Source organism: Mesomycoplasma conjunctivae, assembly GCF_000026765.1.
Taxonomy (GTDB): Bacteria; Bacillota_I; Bacilli_A; order Mycoplasmatales; family Metamycoplasmataceae; genus Mesomycoplasma; species Mesomycoplasma conjunctivae.
Genome location: NC_012806.1, coordinates 79,997 through 99,824, shown reverse-complemented (window position 1 = coordinate 99,824; position 19,828 = coordinate 79,997). Strand labels below are relative to the sequence as shown.

The window sequence follows — 19,828 nt, the reverse complement described above, 5'->3', positions numbered from 1 at the left end:
TAACTAAATTACTTGTTTTTTGAAGCAAAATAGTGGTTGATAATTTTGTAAAAATTACGTTGTTCATTAACAAAAGCATAAACTAAATTTTCTTCTTTAGATGAAAATTTTGGTCAGTAAATATTGCTAATACCTTCTCCATCAATAGTGGTTGGCAGTGATATGAAAACATCGCTAATCATAGATTCATCACTTTTATTAACATTTAAAATAAAAGTGGTTTTTTTGTTATTTACAATAGCGTCTAAAACTTGAAAAGCTCAAAAACCCATACCTCAATTATTGTGATTTTTGATACTTAATATTCTATTAGTTTGAGTATTAGCTTGTAAGACAGTATTTTCAATATCTAAATCTTTACTGGAAATATTGACATACTTAAAAAGCAGGTCTTGCACAGCGACAAAACTATTTTCACTATCACCTAAAACTAAAGCATTATTTTCAAAGTTTTCAATTACTCTACCGAATTGTTTATTAATGCGAAAGCTTTCCAATATTGCACCAAGACCTATTACTTTGGTAGTACTCAAACCGCTAACATCTGCAAACACTCTTGTCATTACACTATTATTTGGAGCTAAAATTAGTGCTAAACCATTGAAATTATTAAGTCGTGTTTGCCAAGCTACTTGATAAATGAATTCACTATTTTGCACCATGACATCAACATCAGACATACCTGGTTTTCAACTACTGTGAACATCTATTAAAATAATATCACATTTTTGTAAAACTCGAAAATCAGCTACTTCCAGTTGAGATTTATTATTAAAATCAATAACATCTTCTAAGTCTTTAACATGTGCTTGGGCAGCTTCAATATTAGAATTAATAATAAAAAAATTGGCACCCAAATCCTTAATTAGAGCATTATTTACCACAGTCATATTATTCAAAGTGGTATTAATTATGGCAATATTTTTCATAGTGTTTTCCTTTGTTGATCTTTTAAAATTAAAATAAATTTTAATACCAAAATCCAAAAAATTGCAATATTGATTTTTGCAATAATTTAATTATAAAAAATAACAGAAACCCATTAATAAAATTTTCTGTTATTTTTGCATTTTTTTAATTTTTAATCATTTAATTTATCAATTTTTTTGATAATTTTTTCGATTTTATAATCACCAATATGTTTTTCAAAATTAGCAATTTCCTTATCAACTAAGTCTCTCAAGAAATCTTCAATACTTTGTGCACTTGTGATAATATTTGCAATAGTTTTTTGTTGTTTTTCTGTTTTTTCTCGAATTTTATTTGCAAATTTGATTAATTTTTTTTCACGTCAGTCTTCAAACTCACTTCGAATAGCCTCTGATTCTTTAAAATCTCATTTAGCACGGCCAATTTCTATTAGTAGTTCATTTTCTTTAATAATTAAGGATTTTAAAATATTTAAAAGAGTGATAAAAAAATGAGGGCGACACATATAAAGTTTTTCATATCCAGCAACTTTTTCGATGGTAAAGTATTCTTTTGATTCTAGTTCAGTAACTAAAATGGCATAAGCAGCATCTTTTTTCTTTCTATTGGACTCTAATGTTCGAAAGAAGCTAGCATTTTTTTGCTTTCCTTCTTTAAATTTAGATTCAGTTTTTGCCTCAACAATTATTCTTTCAATTTTTTGGTTTTCTTTGTCTTCTATACTAAAAATAAAGTCGGCTTTAGTATGGCCATCTTCACCAGCAACAACTTTATTATCTTTTTCAAAATTAAACATGTATCTTGAAGTTTCAAATCCTGTGTTTGGAAATGTGTGATTATATTTTTCCAAAATTCATTGTTCAAGCTCTTCACCAATTTCTTTGGAGTTGATATTTTTTTCTCTAAATCTAGAAATTTGTTCTTCTTGTTCTTTATTTTTTTGCTGCAATTCTTGAATTTGATTAAGGTAATTTTCTGTTTTTATTTTTGCTAGTTCATCAGCTGATTCTTTAATTTTTTTATCATTATCTTGCTGAATTTTATCTTTTATTTCTTGTATTTTGCGTTGATTATCCAGTTGAATTTGTTGTTCTTTGTTTTTTATTTCTTGTTGGATTTTTTCAATTTCATACTTTTTATCATTAGCAATTTTCTCTTTGTCAGATTGTAGAATAGTATTTTTTTCCTTTAATAAACTAATTGTTTTTTCCAATTCTGAAATGGTCTTAGTTTTTTCAGACTCTATTTGCAACTTCTGCAATTCCACTTCTTTTTTTATTGTTTGATCTTGGTTATCTTTAAGATCTTTTATTTGGTTTATTAATTGCTTATTAGCTCATTCAATTTTATTTTTTTCTGTATCTAATCTTTGTAAATGGCTAGCACTTTTTGAGACTTTTTCTTTTAATTCTTTAACTTCAAAATGATTTTGTAAAATATCATTAGTAATTTCTTTTTTTCATTCTTCTTTTTTCTTTTGAATAATTGCATTTGCATATTCTTCTATTTCGCTAAAAATAGAAAAACGATCACCTTTATTGCCATCTTCTAATAATTCATATGTTAGTGTTTTACTATCAATTAATCTAATTTTGATTTGTTTTACCATACTCCCCATCCTTAATTATCTTTTTATATAGGCTATTATATCAATAATTTAATTTTAATTATCAAGATTAAAATAAATTAAATTTTAGCTAAATAAAGTAAATATCAATTATTATTGATTATTTAATTAAAAGTATTTATTTTTATAGATTTTTTGATTATTTTATACAAATCACTAATTAGCATTTGAAAAATTTTTAGCAAAACAAAGAGGTTTAAGAAAACTTATGTTTAATCACAAAATTGCAAACACAATATCTAAAAAAATACGCAGTATATTAAACTAGGACAAAAAAAATTAACAGTTTAATATTATTTTAACATCATAGCATATTGCTGTGGTGTTTTTCAATTTAAAATCGATTGAATTCTATAGTTGTTGTATCAAAATATATAATCTGCAATTATTTTTTTCAGATCTTCTAAAGTTATTTTACTGTAGTCTAACTCGTTTAAACATTCACTTTTTATAATTGAAAATCAGTATTCAGCCTCTCTATTATCTAGTGAATTTCCTACACGAGACAATGAAACAGTTCCTCCCATTTTATTTATTTTGTCAATATAGATTTTTGAGGTGTATTGAAATCCATGGTCTGAATGAATAACAAAATCTTTATCAATAGAGCTAAATGTCTTTATATTATCCATAACTAAATCAAGATCATTGTTTAGAGATAATTTAAAATCTCTGATTTTTTTAGTTTTATGCTCAATTATTACAGACAAAAATACATGACTATCCTTAACATCTTTGGGAGCTTTTATGTATGAAACATCAGTAGCAAAAATATTTCTATTTAATTTATCATTGTAGTCGCGTTTAACAATATCGGGCAGTGTGAATTTGGTATTCTTAATTTCGCTCTTTCTTCTTTGTTTTCTAATTTTGCATACTAAATTCAATCTTTTTAAATCTCTTCCAAGACTTCGAGGGTTAATGTAAATATTATATTTCATAGAAATATAAGCACTCAATCTTAAGCGACCATATCTACCTTTGTTATCAAGAAAGGATTTTTTAATTATTGCGTCATTTTTGTGCTCCCTTACTTTTGTAACTCTAGTTTTAGATTTTGCCACTGCTTGTCTGCATACATTAAAAATTTTTGCAGATTTGCTAAAGGAAATATTTAGTTTTTTGGCTTCACTAAGTTTTCCTGATTTTGATTTATTTTTGTTGATTTCGTAATATCTCTTAGCTATTTCTATTAATTCTTCTTTTGTAAATTCGTTTCAATCGGGTTCAATTGATTTTTTAGGTTTGCCACTTCCTGGCTTTCTATTTGCACCCTTTTTATCTAATAATTGATCTTGCATACCATTATTATAGTATATAATAATTTTTTTGATTCTTCGAACTAGCTGTTCTCTGGTTATAAAATTTGTATCTGGCGAAATTTCATTTACATAATTTATTGTTTGTTTTAATCCAAATTCATTGTAAATTTTATAAATCATATCAAACTCGTCTTTTATAAAGTGTCTTGACATTAGTATTCTCCTTTTGTTGCATTTGAAAATTTAAAAAAACTAACACTTTTGGTGTTAGTTTTTTCCTAAACTTAAACAAAAAAGCCAACACCTTAGTGTTAATTTTTTTTGTCCTGGTTTATATCCACTAGAAATTTTATCTATACTACCCTATTTATAAAGAATACTATGAGTGCTAATGATAGTGTTGCTAAAATTATAGCTGAAATTATTCTATACATCTCCTACCTTATATTAACTATATTTTACAACATGGAGATGTTGGTCATCAGATAGGTAACTACCAATTTTTAGAGTTTTTCATAAACTTGATAAATTCACCATTATTTAGTTCAGTATAAAAAGTTTTATTCAATAAATGCTTTTGATCCTTGAGTACTATTTTATTAACATCAGATTTAATATCACCACTATAAAAATCAAAATCTACAGTCGCAATAATAACTTGTTCCAAATTAGAAATATCAGTTATTTTAGATAATATTTCGATACTACTATTCTCACTAGCTTCCTTGGTTCTTGGTGAATCAACAATAAAAGTAAATTTTGTTACTTTAGTATTAGAAATTTCCATTACTTTAAACAATGATAAATAAGATGCAACTATTGATTTAACTGCTAGGTTTCCTTGCCCTTTAAACGGTTTAATTAAAGTGATCTTACTAGAAGCTCTTTCATCTCAAGCATTCAACCCGTGTAAAAAATTTTTTACTTCTTTTTCGTATCATTCATTTAATTGTTTTGGATCTTTTTTTTCATTTAAATATTTTTTCTTAGATCTTATTTCAGTTTTTAAGTCATTTATTTGAATTGCATTATTAGCTATCTTTTTATCAAAATCTAGTTTTATATTTTCTCTTCCTTTACCATTAATAAATTTTGTAAAAACATCATTATTTTCTACTTTCTGTTTTTTTATAGATATTTCAGTATATAAATCTGTATAAATATCTGTATAATCATTAATATTTTTTTTCTGTTCATCTATCATTTTATTTAATTCATATATAGAAAATTCTGTATTGTGCCTAGAAAATTCACCAATAATAATATTTTCAATTTTATATGGAAATGATTTACGTTTTGTGAAACCACATCTCGGACAAGTAATAAAGTTTATATTATCTTGATGTTTAAAATTATTTTTTAATATTTCTAAATTATATTCTAAATTAGATAGTGTTGATTTAGAAATATTTATTTTATTTTTCACTTCATCTAACTTAACTAGTTTCTCAGTAATATTATTTCTTAATTCATCCAAACTTTTATACAACTCATTATTATTTAGAACTTCTAGTACTTCTATTTCATCTTCAAGAATTTCTTTAAAATCTGTATATTTTGTATTTAAGTGTTCAAATCGAATTTTTTTATCCTTTAGGTTTTCTATTTCATTAGTCAATTTGAAAGTCTCTTTATTATAAAGACCAAGATGATAATATAGGCATTTTAATCTCTCTGTTTTTTTAAATTGATCAAGATTTAAAAAACTATTAAATGGTTCATTAGACCATCCTTTATCTTGATCAATGTAATATGGCAAGAAGAAAAATACAGGTGGTGCCAATTCAACTTTTTTATCTTTATTTGTTAAATAAATTTCCATCTCAAAAAGCTCCGATAAAAATGGAGCTAATTTCTTACTTACTTCTTTTGTTCTTAATAAAATTTGTCCTTCTGAATCCTGTAACAAGTATTTATTATCTAACCTACTAATTTTATATAGTTTATTATCTAACATGAAGTTTACAGAAACCAATTTACTTTTTTTATCTCAGGCAGAATCATAATCAACATTGCAACCAAATGAGTAATAAATAGACTTTAGCAAAGATGATTTCCCTACATGATTATCTCTACCAGTAACTACATTTATGCCTTTTGTAAAATTGGTAAAAAAAGCTTCATTTTCAATGACATCATATATTTCTATTCTTGTAATACAAAATTTTTTCATAAATTATTTCCCCCTCAATAACAACCAAGCGCCTATTACCTCAGAATAGAAATCATCATTTATAACATGTATATTTCTTGGGTTTTTACTTTTTATAATTGACACATACTCGCTTAAATTAGCACCAAAAGATAACTTATTGTTATAATTGAATGTCTTCAAAATATCTCTTGAACTATTAAATAAATCGAAAAATATTGAATCTTGTTTCTTTATATCAGATACTATATAAGAATAAGCAATTCCAATTTTTTCTTTAGAAGCTATACTTCCTATTGCTTTTACAATTACTTCAAATTCCGGTATTGTAATTTGATTTGAATAGTTGATAATTTCGTTAAAATCTTTTTTTGAAATACTTTTTTTTACTACGTACCTCATCATAACTAACAACACTACCAGGTGGAAATTCAAAAGCTTGTTTTGAATCCATCCATGCTCAAAGAGAATTAAAAATTAATTTACTTGTTCTTAAGGTGATATCTGGATTTATCTTTTCTAGAAAAGTTGTTAATTTGTTTTCTGCCAATTGAAAGTATGTATCTTTTGTTAAAACAGTTTTAATTATAGAAAATTTGGATAAATCAACTTCAGATTCATTACACTTATAATTAGTAGCTATGCTTTTTATTATTTCTTCCTTAACATTTTGAGGCAAATCACCAAATTTCTTTTCTCCATATTCAACTATTTTTTTCTGTTTATCTTTTATATTTGATGACACAATCAATGATATTTTAGAAACATTGTCTTTATTATCTGATTTTAAATGCTTATATAATTTGCTAATCCACCCTTTCTTAATGATGTATGTAATAGTAACTTGCTCATTTGTTTTTAATTGAAAGTAGCTTACAGAACCATCCATTTCTTCGTTATCAAAAAAAGTTATATCATCAAAATAGTCTAAAGTTAGTATAAAATCTTCTAAATTATCATAAAAATCGATTATAAATAACATAGATTGTGCAATTTGAAATCGCAATCTATTATAAGTTATACTACCTGATGTTTTATCCACTAGTACACGCCTCCCTACTAATTAAAATTATATAGTGATTTTGCTATCATTGATTAATGAAATATAATTATTATCAATATAATCACTATAAAAATAGTCTATTTTATTTTGTCGCTTACAATAAGCATTCCTTGATATTAAAATACAATTATTATTTTTTATTATCCTAAATTGAGCAAATTTCATTACTTTCAAATAATTTAATTTCAATCATTAATAATTTAACAAAATAAATATGAATTTTGTCTAAAAGTATTTTTGAAAAAGTGCTTATTTTTATAGATTTTTTTAAACATTTAATAGAAAATACTAATTATATGTTGCTGAGAATTTTAGTGAATATAAATTAGTATAATTTACCAATAATATTATAAAATTTAAAACTTGATAAGTTAGCAATTGATTATAGAGTTTTAAACAAACATTTTATCTAACAATGATTTTTTAATCATTTCAATTTTTTGCAATTTTAATTCATATAAATTTAGCAAATTGTCTATATTTTTAAACACTTTTTCTATTTCTTCTTGTTCATTGATAGAAGGTACAAAATATTCAAAATGTTTATAATCTTTAAAATAAATATTTGGTACTACTGCTCTATTAGCTATTGAGTCTACTGTAAAATAAGAAGATAACAAGTAATATATAAAATATATATCACTATTTTTGGAAGTTAAACCTGTCATTGTTGCTCCAAAACCCGTGTGTTTTCGAAGAATTCGAAGACAACCAACAACGCTAAATTTTATTCCAGTTTAATTCTATGTTGATATAATTTTATCATTTTTTTATTAAACATGGGTTTAGTTTCTTGGCTTCATTTTTTTATCTCTTAAATCTTTATAAAAATTACTATTAATTAAGATAAGTTTGCTTTCTTCATTTTAAAAAATCTTGTTTTTATTGCTATAAAATCGATACAGCTTATGTTATTTTTACGTGCTCAAAAAGAAAAAGACAAGCCATTCTTTCTACTTGTCTTTTATTAATTTATTTTTTCATAATACCTTTATTTTCTAAAGGTTTTGGAAGATTTTGTATCCATTTAAATAGTTAAATTTTTTCAAAATAATAGATTTGCCTATTTAGCTTCAATTTTTTCTCACTCGTGCACTATTTTTAACTTTTAAATATTTTTTCAGTTTGCCTCAAATTTTATCCAACTGAAAAATAACAAAAAACATGGTATGTTACCATGTTTTTATACAATTTTTACATTAATAATTTAATTTAAAATCTGATTAATTTTTAAATCAATTTTGTCTAGACCAGTTTGTTTCTTGCTCGAGGTTAAAATTACTTCATAATTCATTTTGTTTATAATATTTGTGATTTTAGATCTTTGACTTTGATTTGTTTTATCGATTTTATTAGCTACTAAAATTGTCTCAATATTTAAATCTTTTAAATAATCAAGCATTTGCAAATCAAGATTTGTAAAACCAACAAAGGCATCAATAATTAGAAAAACGGCTTTTAATTTGTTATTTTCCTGAAAAAATTGATTAACCATTTGCGAAATTTCCATTTTTTGCGAAATACTAATTTTTGCATAGCCATAACCTGGTAAATCAACAACAATTTTATTTTTATCAGTTTTAAAATAATTAATAAGTTGTGTCCGCCCAGGATGTTTGGAAACCTTGGCAATTTTCTGTTTTGCAAGTGCATTAATAAGTGAAGATTTTCCCACATTAGAACGACCTATAAAGGCAATTTGTTCTTCTTCGATGAGTCAATTTGCTCTGCTAGATGCAGATTTTATAAATGTTCACATTATTTATAAAATTTTTTATGCCTTTCTAAGGTAGAACTATATTCAATTAATTCATAATCAGGAAAAAATAAAATTGTTTCTAAATCATTGTTTAATTGATGATTGCCTGCTGCCAAACTCATTTCATAATTTAGATCTAAATTATTGCGAGCGGAGCGCACAAGAAATTTAATATTTAACTCTTTTGCCAATTCCGCAGTTAATTTATTACTATTTTTAATAACAGTTACGTTTTTGAAATCACTTAGTTGTTCTTTAACACTTAAAAATCGAGCTTCAATGTCACTAGCATCGCTTTTATCTGGATTAATTGTGACAACGACAAATAGGTGATCAAAAATTTTTAAAGCTTTATTGATGATACTAAGATGACCTTCGTGTAAGGGGTCAAAACTACCTGCAAAAATTGCTTGTTTTTCTTTATGATTCAAAGGATTTGATAGCATTTTGTGCAATTAAAAGTTCTTCATTTGTTTTAATAACATAAATTGGAATATCTGAATCTTGACTAGAAACTAGCTCAACTTGGGCAAACTCACCAAGTGGTTTGTTGTTGATTTTTGTATCTATTTTGATATTTAGCTTTGGTAAATCAACTTTACTAATAATTAACTCACGCATGAAAGCTGAATTTTCACCAACACCACCTGTAAAAACCAAGGCTTGAATATTTTTTCCTACTTTGTTAATATAATCTACTAAATAATTAACAATTTTTTGTGCATATAATTCAAGCGCAAATTTTGCTTTTTGATCACCACTTTGAGCAGCTGTAATTAAATCACGCATGTCAGAAGAGATCCCTGAGACTCCTAAAAGCCCTGATTTTTTATTGAGCATGTCAGTAAATTCTTCAATTGATAAGTGCGCTTCTTGGGCTGCAAAAAGATGAATTGAAGGATCAATGTCACCACTTCTAGTACCCATCATGACCCCAGCTAGCGGTGTGAGACCCATAGTTGTATCAAAAGATTTAGACTCTTTAATAGCCGCAAGTGAAGCACCGTTGCCGATGTGCATGTTGACATAGTTGACTTGGCTGGTAGAGAGCACTTTTTCTAAAGTATTAGTAATAAATTTGTGGCTAATTCCATGAAAACCATATTTTTGAATACCATATTTTTTAGCAAATTCTTGATCAATTGCATAAGTGTAGTTAATTGCGGGAATATCTGCATGAAATGCGGTATCAAAACTAGCTGCTAATTTGACATTGGGTAAAATTTGCTGAATAGCTACAATGGTTTGAACAGCTCCTGGATTGTGCAGTGGTGCAAATTTAGACAACTGTGAAATTTGTGCAATTTTTTCATCATCAAGTTTAGTAGGTCCACGAAAAATAGAACCACCATGAACAATTCGAAAGCCAGCGACTTCGATTTCTAAGACATCTTCGACAACTTTTTGTTCAAGTCAAATTTGAATTAATTTTGCCATTGCGCTTTTGTGATCGCTAACATCAAAAGCTAATTCAAATTTACCATTTGGCCCACTCAATTTGAAAAATCCACCACTAATTCCAATGCGCTCAATTAAACCTTGGGCAAAAAGGGAAAAGTCCTCTTTAGTAAAAATTTGTCACTTAATGGAAGATGAGCCAGCGTTGATGACTAAGATTTTTTTCATTATTTATCTCCTTTAGCTTGTAGTGCGGTAATCAGTGCTGTGTTGTAAATATCTTCAACTGTAGCTCCTCTTGACAAGTCATTAATTGGGCTTGCAATTCCGGTAATAATTGGCCCAATTGCACCGTAGCCACCTAATCTTTGTGCTATTTTGTAACCAATATTACCTGCATCTAAATTAGGAAAAATTAAAACATTTGCATTACTTTTTGGTAGTTCACCTTTGTATTTTTGACTTCGCACAGCCTCGTCTAAGGCAGCATCAAATTGAATTTCTCCAAGTGCTTTTTTAGTAGCACTTTCATTATAAATTTGACTCGCTTTTTCGACTAATTCAGATTGTGGAGCAACTGCTGATCTACTTGTTGAAAAAGAAAGAAAAGCTAATTGCGGATCAAAACCTAACTGAAGTGCAAAATCATTTGCATTTTTTGCAATATCGACCAATTGTTCAACTGTTGGTGCAATATTTACTGAAATATCGCTAAATAAGAATTTTTGTTCTTCTTTGTGAACAATCATTACTGAAGAAATTGTTTTAATTCCGGGGGTAGGCCCTATAATTTTAAAGGCAGCTCTTAAAATATCAGCTGTTGGGTAATTTAGCCCACCAATGACACCATCTACTTTGTTTAATTTTAGTAGCATTGTTCCATAAAAAGGAAGGCTTGACATCTGTTTTTGGGCAGCTTCAAGGGTTTCTTTTCCTTTACGTAGTTCAACAAATTTTTCAACAAATTCTTGATATTCTGTTTCATTAAAAATATGTTGTTTTACACTAGTGTTTTCAATTTTATTTTTAGTTAATAAAATTGGTTCAACTAGCTTATTTTTTGATAATAACTCAGCTGCTTTAATTGCTCTTTTGTCTTCCCCATCGATTATTAAAATAGTTTTTAGTCCACTATCTTTTTGATTATCAATGACACTTTTTTCTAATTCCTTTTGGTAATTCATATTTTTTCCTTTCATATTACAAATTTATAATAATTTTATAACTTTTTATAGCAAAATTAAGCAAAGCATGAAAAATATTTCTATTTTTAAAAACTTTTTAATAAAAGATTTTTTTATGGTACAATATCTAAATGCGTGGTCGCGTAGCTCAGTAGGATAGAGCACGAGCCTTCTAAGCTTGTGGTCAGAGGTTCGAATCCTCTCGTGATCGCCATTTTTTTTTACTTTTTTTAGACTTAATAAAAAAATAATTGTCTACAAAAAGCGTTTTGCTTGTGTTTTTAAAATTAAAAAATTATTTTTTTATTAAGTTTCAAAATGCTGAGTTCATAAAAAACACCATTAATTTATGTTTAAGTAGTAAAATTTTTATTATATTTAACAATAAAGAAATGGAAAAAATATGAAACACAAAAAGAGAAATAAATTTTTATTCCTTTTAGATTTAGATGGAACTGTTTTATCAGATTCTGTCACTGGTGAAATACATCCTGATACTGAAAAAGAAATCAAAAGAGCTACAAGTGAAGGTCACATAGTTTGTATTTTGACAGGTAGACCCTGAAGATCAACAAAAGATATTTATAAAAAATTAGAGCTAAAAACTATTGTTGCAAATTTTAATGGTGCTCATATTCACAATCCAAGTGATTATAATTTTGTTCCTGAAATTAGCTACCTAAATTTAAATGAAATATTGTATATTTTAGGCGACCAAAAAGTAAAATCAGAAATTTCTAATATTGCAATTGAAGGTCCTGGATGAGCTAAATTAAAAAAACGTGATGAACAATTGGAACAAGTTTTTGGTTTTAATTTAATACCTGATTTAAAAGCAGGAATAAATTTTAACAAAATTCCACTTCGCCCAACTTCGCTAATTATGGATACAAAATTGAGCACTAATGTTGCTGAGTTAAAATCCTATTTAGAAAGAAAATATGGCGATATCGGAGAATTTTCTGCTTGATCTAAAGGAGAGGGAACTACATATGTCTTTGATATGACAGCGGTAGGAGTAAATAAATCAAAAGTTGTTTCAATGTTGGCGCGATACTATAACATCGATTTAGATCATATTATTTCAATTGGCGATAGCTTTAATGATATTGGAATGTTATCAGTTGCCACTATTTCTGTAGCAATGAAAAATTCTGATCCTGAAATTCAAAAACATGCAACTGTTGTACTTAAAAAAACAAATAAAGAGGGTGGAGTGGGCCACTATATCAAAAAGTTTTTAAAAGATCCTGAAAAAGAAATTGCCTATTCCAAAAATATTAAAAAAATTCGCTCTTCTGTTTCAGTGGATCTTAAATAAAATATGAATTTTAAAAAAATAGCTATTTTTGGAGGAACCTTCAACCCCATTCACAAGGCTCACATCCATGTTGCAAAAACTGCAATTGATCAATTAGAACTAGACCAATTATTTTTTGTTCCAAATTATATCAATCCTTTTAAACACAAAAGTAAAGCATTTATCGAACCAGTTCATAAAATTAATATGATTAATTTAGTAAAAATTTCAAAATCACAAGTAAGTGATTTTGAAATTAAAGCGCAACAAGTTAGTTACACAATCAAGACTGTAAATTATTTTAAACATAAATATCCAAATGCTAAAATATATCTCATCATTGGTTCTGATAATCTAAAAAACCTTCATAAATGAAGAGATTACAAGGAAATTTTGTCCAAAATTCAGTTAGTAATTTTTAATAGATCTCATTATCTACCTAAAAAACAAATTAATAAATATAATGCAATTATTTTAGAAGGTCAACCTATAGAATCAAGTTCAACTATGATAAGAAATGGTAATTTTTCTTTTCTAGATGAAAAAGTTAATGAGTATATTGGCAAAAACCAATTATATATTGAAGACATTTTATCTTCCTTTGTTAACAATGGTGAGAGACTAAAACATTGCTATAATACTGCCAAATTTGCAGCACAAATAGCAGCACAACACAAAGAAATTGATAATCATGATGCTTATTTAGCAGGTTTGCTTCATGATATTACAAAGACATGAAGTGAAGAAAAACATAGACTTTTTTTAAAACAGCAAGACTATCCTGAAGAAAAATTATTGTTTTATCAGTTGCATCAAACTAGCGCTTCACTTTGACTCAAAAATGTTTATAAACTGGCAAAAGAAAATATTATTGAAGCTATTGGATGTCACACAAGCCTTTGTGAAAATATGTCCACTTTGAGTAAAATTGTTTTTGTAGCAGACAAATTGGCAATTGGAAGAAAATTTGAAGGCGTGCAAAAACTACGAAAACTTGCCCTTGAAAATTTAGATGAAGCTTTTAAAAAACTAGTTCAAATGAGTGCTGAATTCCACAAAGATACAATAAATAGTGAACAACAAAAAAGATTGTATGAAATCCATAGTGAAAAATAAAAATATTGCAATTATCTATGCTGATAATCTTGAAAAAGTCAATTTAGATTTCCTAGAAATTCAAAAAAGTGTTCAAAAACAAACACCTTTTGGAAAAATAGAGTGTCTTGAATTACCAAATTTTAATATTTTTTATGCTAATTCTGGAATTGGTTTAAATAATGCCGCTGCGCTTACTCAACATCTTATTGACAAATACCAAGTTGAAATAATTTATAATTATGGAGCAGTGGGTTCTGTAAATAATATAGAAATTGGAACAATTATATACCCAAAAAAATTTTTTCTATTGGATGCCATTACACCCTGATATCAAGCAGGAGTGACACCTGGAGAACTACCTTATTTAAAAAATAACATTTTGAACAAAGGAAATAATGATATTATTTTAGGTTCCTCCAATTCATTTATTGATAATATTGAAAAACTAAAGATATTTCCGCAAGTTAAATTTGTAGAAATGGAAGCTTTCGCAATTGCTTTTATCTGCCAAAAAAATCAAGTTAAATTTGCTTGTATTAAATATGTAAGCGATATTATTGGTAACAATTCTGATTTTGAAATTGTAAATAATGCAATCAAAAACGGTGCAAAAAAAGCATTAGAAAAAATTTTCAAATATTTGAAAAACCAATAATTTTATAGACTTATATTAAAATCTACTGTATAATTTAATATTTTAATACATTTACTTATTTATTGCTTGGTTCAAATCAATTCTCGGTTTTGTGCTAGGTTATAAATTTAAAATTAATCACAAAGGAGAAAAATGGTTAGTAAAGAAAAAAAACAAGAACTAATCAAAAAATTTGGTGGTTCTCTACAAAATACAGGTGATGTTAGAGTTCAAATTGCTATTTTAACTGAAGACATTGAAAAATTAAAAACACACTTTTTAAGTAATAAAAAAGACAAACATTCAATGCGTGGTTTTATAGCTAAAGTTAATAAAAGAAAAAAATTATTATCTTATCTAAAAGAAAAAAACCCTGTTTCATATAAAGAAACCATCGAGGCGTTAAATATTAGAAAATAGTTTAGGTAATAAAAAAAGCATGGTAATTTTAAATCCATGCTTTTTTTATTTAATTATTTATTTAATGTTAGTAAATTAATAAATGATTCAGCCTCTAGTGATGCACCTCCTACTAGTGCCCCATCAATGTTTTTTTTCTTCAAAATATCTAAAATATTTTGTGGACTTACTGAACCTCCATACAAAACAGGTGCTTGATTATCAATTAGTTTTTTAATAAAAGCACAAACCTTTTCAGCCTGTTCGGGAGTTGCTGTTTTTCCAGTTCCTATAGCTCAAATTGGCTCATAAGCAATAATTATTTTACTAAGATCTACACCTTCTAAAGAATCACGAATTTGTCTACTAATAACTTCTTCAGTTTGTTGACTTTCGTATTCTTGCAATGTTTCTCCTACACATATAACTGGAGTTAGCTCGTGTTTGATAGCAATTTTTGCTTTAGTAGCTACTTGAAAATCACTTTCATTAAAAAGACTTCTACGCTCTGAATGTCCAATGATGATGTATTGGGCTCCGATATTTTTTGCCATAGATGCTGAAATTTCACCAGTATATGCTCCTGATTCAAATTCGCTTATATTTTGAAGTGCTAACTTAAGTTGTTTTACATTTGTATCTTTGAGTGCAAAAGCATTAATTGTCGGTGGTGCAACTGCAAAGTCTAGATCAATAATTTTAGCTTCATTTTGTTTGTAAAGTTGTTCAAATTTAAAGACAAAATCCCTTGTTTGTTCAAGATTTTTGTTCATTTTTCAATTACCAATAATGATTTTTTTCATAATTATATAATTGTAAATTATATTTTCTAAAAAACAAAAACTTTTTAAAAAATATTTGGCACTTTATACTATAGACTGCCAAATATATGCTATAATTATTTTAGCAAGTGAGGTAAAATATGAATGACAAATTTAAAAATTTAAATAAATATGGAAGAAATTTAACACAATTAGCAAAGGAAAATAAATTAGAACCTGTTATAAATAGAGATGAAGAAATTCGTAGAATTATCAAAATATTATCAAGAAAAACTAAAAACAATCCAGTTTTAGTTGGCGAACCAGGAGTGGGAAAAAGTGCTATTGTTGAAGGAATGGCCTTCAAAATTATTCAGAATCAGGTGCCGCAAAACCTAAAAAACAAACAGATTTTTGAACTCGATATCGCATCGATAATAGCTGGTGCTTCCTTTAAAGGTGAATTTGAAAAACGGATTAAGGAAATTTTAAAAGAGGTAGAAGCCAACAAAGATGAAGTAATTATTTTTGTTGATGAAATTCACTTATTAATAGGTACCGGCTCTTCAGGTACAGATTCAATGGATTTTGCCAATATTTTAAAACCAGCAATGGCACGGGGGCAAATTAAATTAATTGGAGCTACCACCAACAATGAATATCGCCTTTATATTGAAAAAGATAGTGCTCTCGAACGCCGCATGCAAAAAGTAATAATTGAAGAGCCCTCTACTAGTGATGCCATTACAATTTTACGCGGAATTAAAGAGCGTTTTGAAAACTTTCACAAAGTCAAAATTACCGATGATGCCCTCATAGCTGCTGTCAAATTATCAAATAGATTTATCAATGATCGTTTCTTGCCAGATAAAGCTATTGATCTCATTGATGAAGCTTGCGCAAATATTAAGGTGCAAATGAACTTCCAACCCGAAGAACTAGAGAAAAAAATTCAAAAACTCACATACTTAAAAATGGAGAAAATATCTTTAGAAAATGAGGCTAATTTGCCCAAAATTGAAGCAATAAATCAGCAAATTAGCCAACTTGAGCAAGAAATTAATAAACTTCAATCACTTTGAAGTCAAGAAAAACAACGTGCTGAAGAAAGCGGGCATATCGCCCAACAAATTGATGATTTAAAAAACTTATTAAATCAACAAATTGCCAATGGTGAGTACCAAAATGCTTCAAAAATCAAGTATTTACAAATACCAAGCCTTGAAACACAATTACAAAAATTAAAGGAAAATAAGTCAAGTTTGGTAAATGACATTGTTGACCAAAACGAAATTGCTGCTGTGGTAGCAAAAATGACAAAAATTCCACTTGAAAAACTCATAGAGGATGAAGCTGAAAAACTATTACATCTAGAATCAAGAATTAAGCAAGAAGTAAGAGGTCAAGATCTTGCTATTAGCTTGGTCAGCGATGCTATTCTACGTTTTAAAGCTAACATCAATGATATCAATCGACCAATAGGATCCTTTTTATTTTTAGGTCCAACTGGTGTTGGTAAAACCGAATTAGCTAGATCTTTAGCAAAGCAAATCTTTGACAATTCAGAACAAATTATTAGGTTAGATATGTCAGAATTTATGGAAAAACATAGTGTTTCTAAACTAATAGGGGCACCTCCAGGTTATATAGGATTTGAACAAGGTGGGATCTTAACTGAAAAAGTGCGACTTAATCCCTATTCAATAGTGCTACTAGATGAAATAGAAAAAGCACACCCAGATGTTATTAATATTTTGTTACAAATTTTAGATAGTGGTTGGCTCACTGATTCCAAAGGGAAAAAAATCAATTTTAAAAATACTATCATTATCATGACTTCTAACATTGCAGCTCAAAAAATTTTAGCTAACCAAAAATTAGATGAACAAACAATTAAGAAGGAATTATTGCAATTTTTTAAACCTGAATTTATCAACAGAATTGATGAAATAGTTACATTTAACAAGCTATCTAAGCAAGTAGTTGAACAAATTATTGACCTAGAGTTAGCAAAACTAGCTTTACGGATTCAAGAAAACAACATCATGATTAACTTTGATAATAGCATCAAAAAATGAATTTTACAATCAGCATATGACCAAAATTATGGAGCACGACCAATTAAGCGCTTTATTAAGCAAAATCTTGAAACTAAAATTGCAAAATTCATAATTACTAAGCAAATAAATGTAAATGATTCTTATCAAATTAGCTATAAAAATGAAGATATTTTAGTAAATAAACAAATAAATTAATTGACAATTTAGACAAAAAAATATTTACAATCATCTGCAAGCTAAATTGCAAAAAAACATTTTTTTGACAAATTAAATTTTATGACAAAAAAGAAAGGATTAATTATATTATCCTCCATTTTACCAGCAACTTTACTAATTTTTTTGGTATCTTATAGCGAAAAAATAGCATACCTACTTCATTAAAACAAATTACATCTTCTCAACAATTAAGAAATTTAGTCAAAATATCTTCACTATCTGAAAATGTTGAAAATTCTATTAAGTATATTGACAACAAAAATCAATTTAAAGATAAGTCTAAAATTGAGAAATTACAAACAACCTTGAAAAGATTAAATGAAGAAGAATTTGAAGCTTTTGGGGCTTTTTACACGTTCTCAAAAATGAAAAGAAAATATTAAAATCATTAAAAAAACAGAAAAACTACTTGGCATTAAAAGCTAAAAATTTATAAGTTTTTAAAACAAAGCCTTGATCTTTTAAAAAAGTTCAACAAAAAAAGTGCCAACAGGCACTTATTTTTGTTTTTTAAAATTAATGATTTTCGTATAAATCTTTTCAATAAAGATAAGAAGCGTAAGTTTTTAACTTTCAATTAGAAACAGTAGAAGTTAAAACATTTACTAATGATTTCGCTAGTTCATTTGTAACATGACGCCCTGCCTCAAACAATATTGATTCAACAATACTTTTTCAATTGTCAGTAACTATTGAATTGAAAATATCATACCCGTTTTCTAAAATAAATTTCATTCCTTCATCAATTTTTCCAGTATTAGCATATGATACAAACTTTAAAAATAAATTTAGTTTTGATTCAATATCTGTTGGGTTGTATGCCAAATCATAAACATCTTTTAACATTGGGGAAATCTGATAGAGTACTTCTCTAATTTGATCAACCACCTTTAATACACCCTCTACAAATTCTAATGCTCAGTAAAACACTTTTGCTGCTGCCATTGGAATTCAATGGTATCAAGCTTGATCTAGTGATTTTGCATCTTTAAATTGCTGTTTTGCTAACAAGATAATTTCATTTGTCATCTTATCTAATTGTTCATCAGTAAACTGGAGTGATTTATCTTGAATAATCTTAGGTAAAAGTATTGTTACTTGACTTTTAAGATCTGTTCTTTTTTCAAAAACAATTTTAATTAATGTATTTTTTAGCAATTCCGGGTTTGATATAATGTTTTGATCTAAAACTTTTTCTTTTTGAATTTGACTTTATTGTATATTTGAAGTAGCTGGTAAAAATGTTGCGGTTGTTATGCTAGCAAGAGCAGTAAGATTGAATAAAAGAAAACTTTTGGATTTTTAACTAATTTAATTATTTTCATAAATGATTACCTCTCATTGTTTAAAATTTTGTATCTCTTCCTATTATTCAAGAGATAAATTTTTAAATCTTTTGTTAGTATAAAAAGTGCTAATTATTAAATTTATAGTTTAATGTACAATCTATTGTATAAAAATCTAAAAATGCTTTATAAATTTGTTGTTTTGTTATTAAGTATCAAATAAAAATTTTATCAATAATAAAACTATCCAGCTAGAGAATATTTAGTCATAATTTTAATATTTAGTAATAGATGATTTTGATAGATTAGTGATTTACTAAGGGATAGGCTTCAAAATAAATTAACTTCAATCTATTTAACAAAAAACACATAATGAATCAACTAAAATTTAATATATTATTCGAAAATTGTGATATTCCTAATATAAAATGAAAGAAATAAATAATCAAAGACAAATTAATATTATCAGTTCATAATCAAACTCGAGCCTCGTAAAAGTTTAAAGTTTAATTGAGACATGCACACCTCTATTAATTTAAATTGTCTCATTCAAATATAACTTTATAATATATTTTTAAAGAACCTAAAAATTTTAGTAATTCTTAATCAAACTAAAACAATATAGGGAGCTATATATAAATAAATTGTTTAAAATTAAACTAAGGCAAAACTATATTTTTAATAATTTCTATTATAATG

Annotated in this window: 18 protein-coding genes and 1 tRNA gene; 6 read left to right on the top strand and 13 right to left on the bottom strand. The window is 26.9% G+C overall.

Annotated elements, in window-relative coordinates; genetic code table 4:
• Positions 1–8: 8 nt before the first annotated feature.
• The 11 genes from MCJ_RS00450 to MCJ_RS00400 form a co-directional block, all read right to left on the bottom strand.
• On the bottom strand, positions 9–929 hold the full coding sequence (locus MCJ_RS00450) for a lactate/malate family dehydrogenase (protein WP_041594475.1): 921 nt from the start codon (positions 927–929) through the stop codon (positions 9–11).
• Between the two features lie 152 nt (positions 930–1,081).
• Entirely contained in the window at positions 1,082–2,539 is a 1,458-nt protein-coding gene (locus MCJ_RS00445) for a DUF2130 domain-containing protein (protein ID WP_012751308.1), read from the bottom strand.
• A 311-nt stretch (positions 2,540–2,850) separates the two neighbouring features.
• Positions 2,851–4,032 (bottom strand): IS3 family transposase, encoded by a 1,182-nt coding sequence (locus tag MCJ_RS00440; RefSeq protein ID WP_012751307.1) that lies wholly within the window; start codon positions 4,030–4,032, stop codon positions 2,851–2,853.
• A gap of 280 nt (positions 4,033–4,312) precedes the next feature.
• On the bottom strand, positions 4,313–5,992 hold the full coding sequence (locus MCJ_RS00435; protein ID WP_012751306.1) for a hypothetical protein: 1,680 nt from the start codon (positions 5,990–5,992) through the stop codon (positions 4,313–4,315).
• 3 nt (positions 5,993–5,995) lie between these two features.
• Positions 5,996–6,376 (bottom strand): hypothetical protein, encoded by a 381-nt coding sequence (locus tag MCJ_RS00430; RefSeq protein ID WP_041594474.1) that lies wholly within the window; start codon positions 6,374–6,376, stop codon positions 5,996–5,998.
• Positions 6,330–7,013 carry a dsDNA nuclease domain-containing protein gene (locus MCJ_RS00425; protein ID WP_012751305.1) on the bottom strand — a complete coding sequence of 228 codons (684 nt, stop codon included), beginning with the start codon at positions 7,011–7,013 and terminating at the stop codon, positions 6,330–6,332. The genes MCJ_RS00430 and MCJ_RS00425 overlap by 47 nt, the downstream gene beginning before the upstream one ends.
• Positions 7,014–7,426: 413 nt before the next feature.
• A complete protein-coding gene (locus MCJ_RS00420; protein WP_041594473.1) occupies positions 7,427–7,702 on the bottom strand; it encodes a restriction endonuclease subunit S in 276 nt (91 codons plus the stop codon).
• A gap of 539 nt (positions 7,703–8,241) precedes the next feature.
• Positions 8,242–8,793 (bottom strand): ribosome biogenesis GTP-binding protein YihA/YsxC, encoded by a 552-nt coding sequence (yihA, locus tag MCJ_RS00415; RefSeq protein WP_012751303.1) that lies wholly within the window; start codon positions 8,791–8,793, stop codon positions 8,242–8,244.
• Entirely contained in the window at positions 8,793–9,239 is a 447-nt protein-coding gene (coaD, locus tag MCJ_RS00410; RefSeq protein ID WP_041594472.1) for a pantetheine-phosphate adenylyltransferase, read from the bottom strand. The genes yihA and coaD overlap by 1 nt, the downstream gene beginning before the upstream one ends.
• Positions 9,214–10,422, bottom strand: a complete 1,209-nt coding sequence (locus MCJ_RS00405; protein WP_129621919.1) for an acetate/propionate family kinase — start codon at positions 10,420–10,422, stop codon at positions 9,214–9,216. The genes coaD and MCJ_RS00405 overlap by 26 nt, the downstream gene beginning before the upstream one ends.
• Positions 10,419–11,375: a phosphate acetyltransferase gene (locus MCJ_RS00400; RefSeq protein WP_041594471.1), complete on the bottom strand. Its 957-nt coding sequence runs from the start codon at positions 11,373–11,375 to the stop codon at positions 10,419–10,421. The genes MCJ_RS00405 and MCJ_RS00400 overlap by 4 nt, the downstream gene beginning before the upstream one ends.
• Before the next feature lie 137 nt (positions 11,376–11,512).
• On the opposite strand from MCJ_RS00400, the gene MCJ_RS00395 reads away from it, so the two are divergent.
• The 5 genes from MCJ_RS00395 (at position 11,513) to rpsO (ending at position 14,827) form a co-directional block, all read left to right on the top strand.
• Positions 11,513–11,589: transfer RNA gene (locus MCJ_RS00395), tRNA-Arg, on the top strand.
• Positions 11,590–11,778: 189 nt separating this feature from the next.
• Positions 11,779–12,696, top strand: a complete 918-nt coding sequence (locus tag MCJ_RS00390; protein WP_012751299.1) for a Cof-type HAD-IIB family hydrolase — start codon at positions 11,779–11,781, stop codon at positions 12,694–12,696.
• Positions 12,697–12,699: 3 nt separating this feature from the next.
• Positions 12,700–13,791 (top strand): nicotinate-nucleotide adenylyltransferase, encoded by a 1,092-nt coding sequence (locus tag MCJ_RS00385; RefSeq protein WP_012751298.1) that lies wholly within the window; start codon positions 12,700–12,702, stop codon positions 13,789–13,791.
• Positions 13,769–14,428 (top strand): phosphorylase family protein, encoded by a 660-nt coding sequence (locus tag MCJ_RS00380; RefSeq protein WP_050731544.1) that lies wholly within the window; start codon positions 13,769–13,771, stop codon positions 14,426–14,428. The genes MCJ_RS00385 and MCJ_RS00380 overlap by 23 nt, the downstream gene beginning before the upstream one ends.
• A gap of 132 nt (positions 14,429–14,560) precedes the next feature.
• Positions 14,561–14,827 carry a 30S ribosomal protein S15 gene (rpsO, locus tag MCJ_RS00375; protein WP_012751296.1) on the top strand — a complete coding sequence of 89 codons (267 nt, stop codon included), beginning with the start codon at positions 14,561–14,563 and terminating at the stop codon, positions 14,825–14,827.
• 53 nt (positions 14,828–14,880) lie between these two features.
• Here rpsO and tpiA read toward each other — a convergent pair whose 3' ends face one another.
• Complete coding sequence (tpiA, locus tag MCJ_RS00370) at positions 14,881–15,612, bottom strand: triose-phosphate isomerase (RefSeq protein ID WP_041594469.1); 732 nt, start codon at positions 15,610–15,612, stop codon at positions 14,881–14,883.
• A gap of 116 nt (positions 15,613–15,728) precedes the next feature.
• On the opposite strand from tpiA, the gene MCJ_RS00365 reads away from it, so the two are divergent.
• Positions 15,729–17,822, top strand: a complete 2,094-nt coding sequence (locus MCJ_RS00365) for an ATP-dependent Clp protease ATP-binding subunit (protein WP_012751294.1) — start codon at positions 15,729–15,731, stop codon at positions 17,820–17,822.
• Positions 17,823–18,359: 537 nt separating this feature from the next.
• Here MCJ_RS00365 and MCJ_RS00360 read toward each other — a convergent pair.
• Entirely contained in the window at positions 18,360–19,001 is a 642-nt protein-coding gene (locus tag MCJ_RS00360; protein WP_012751292.1) for a hypothetical protein, read from the bottom strand.
• Positions 19,002–19,828 lie beyond the last annotated feature (827 nt).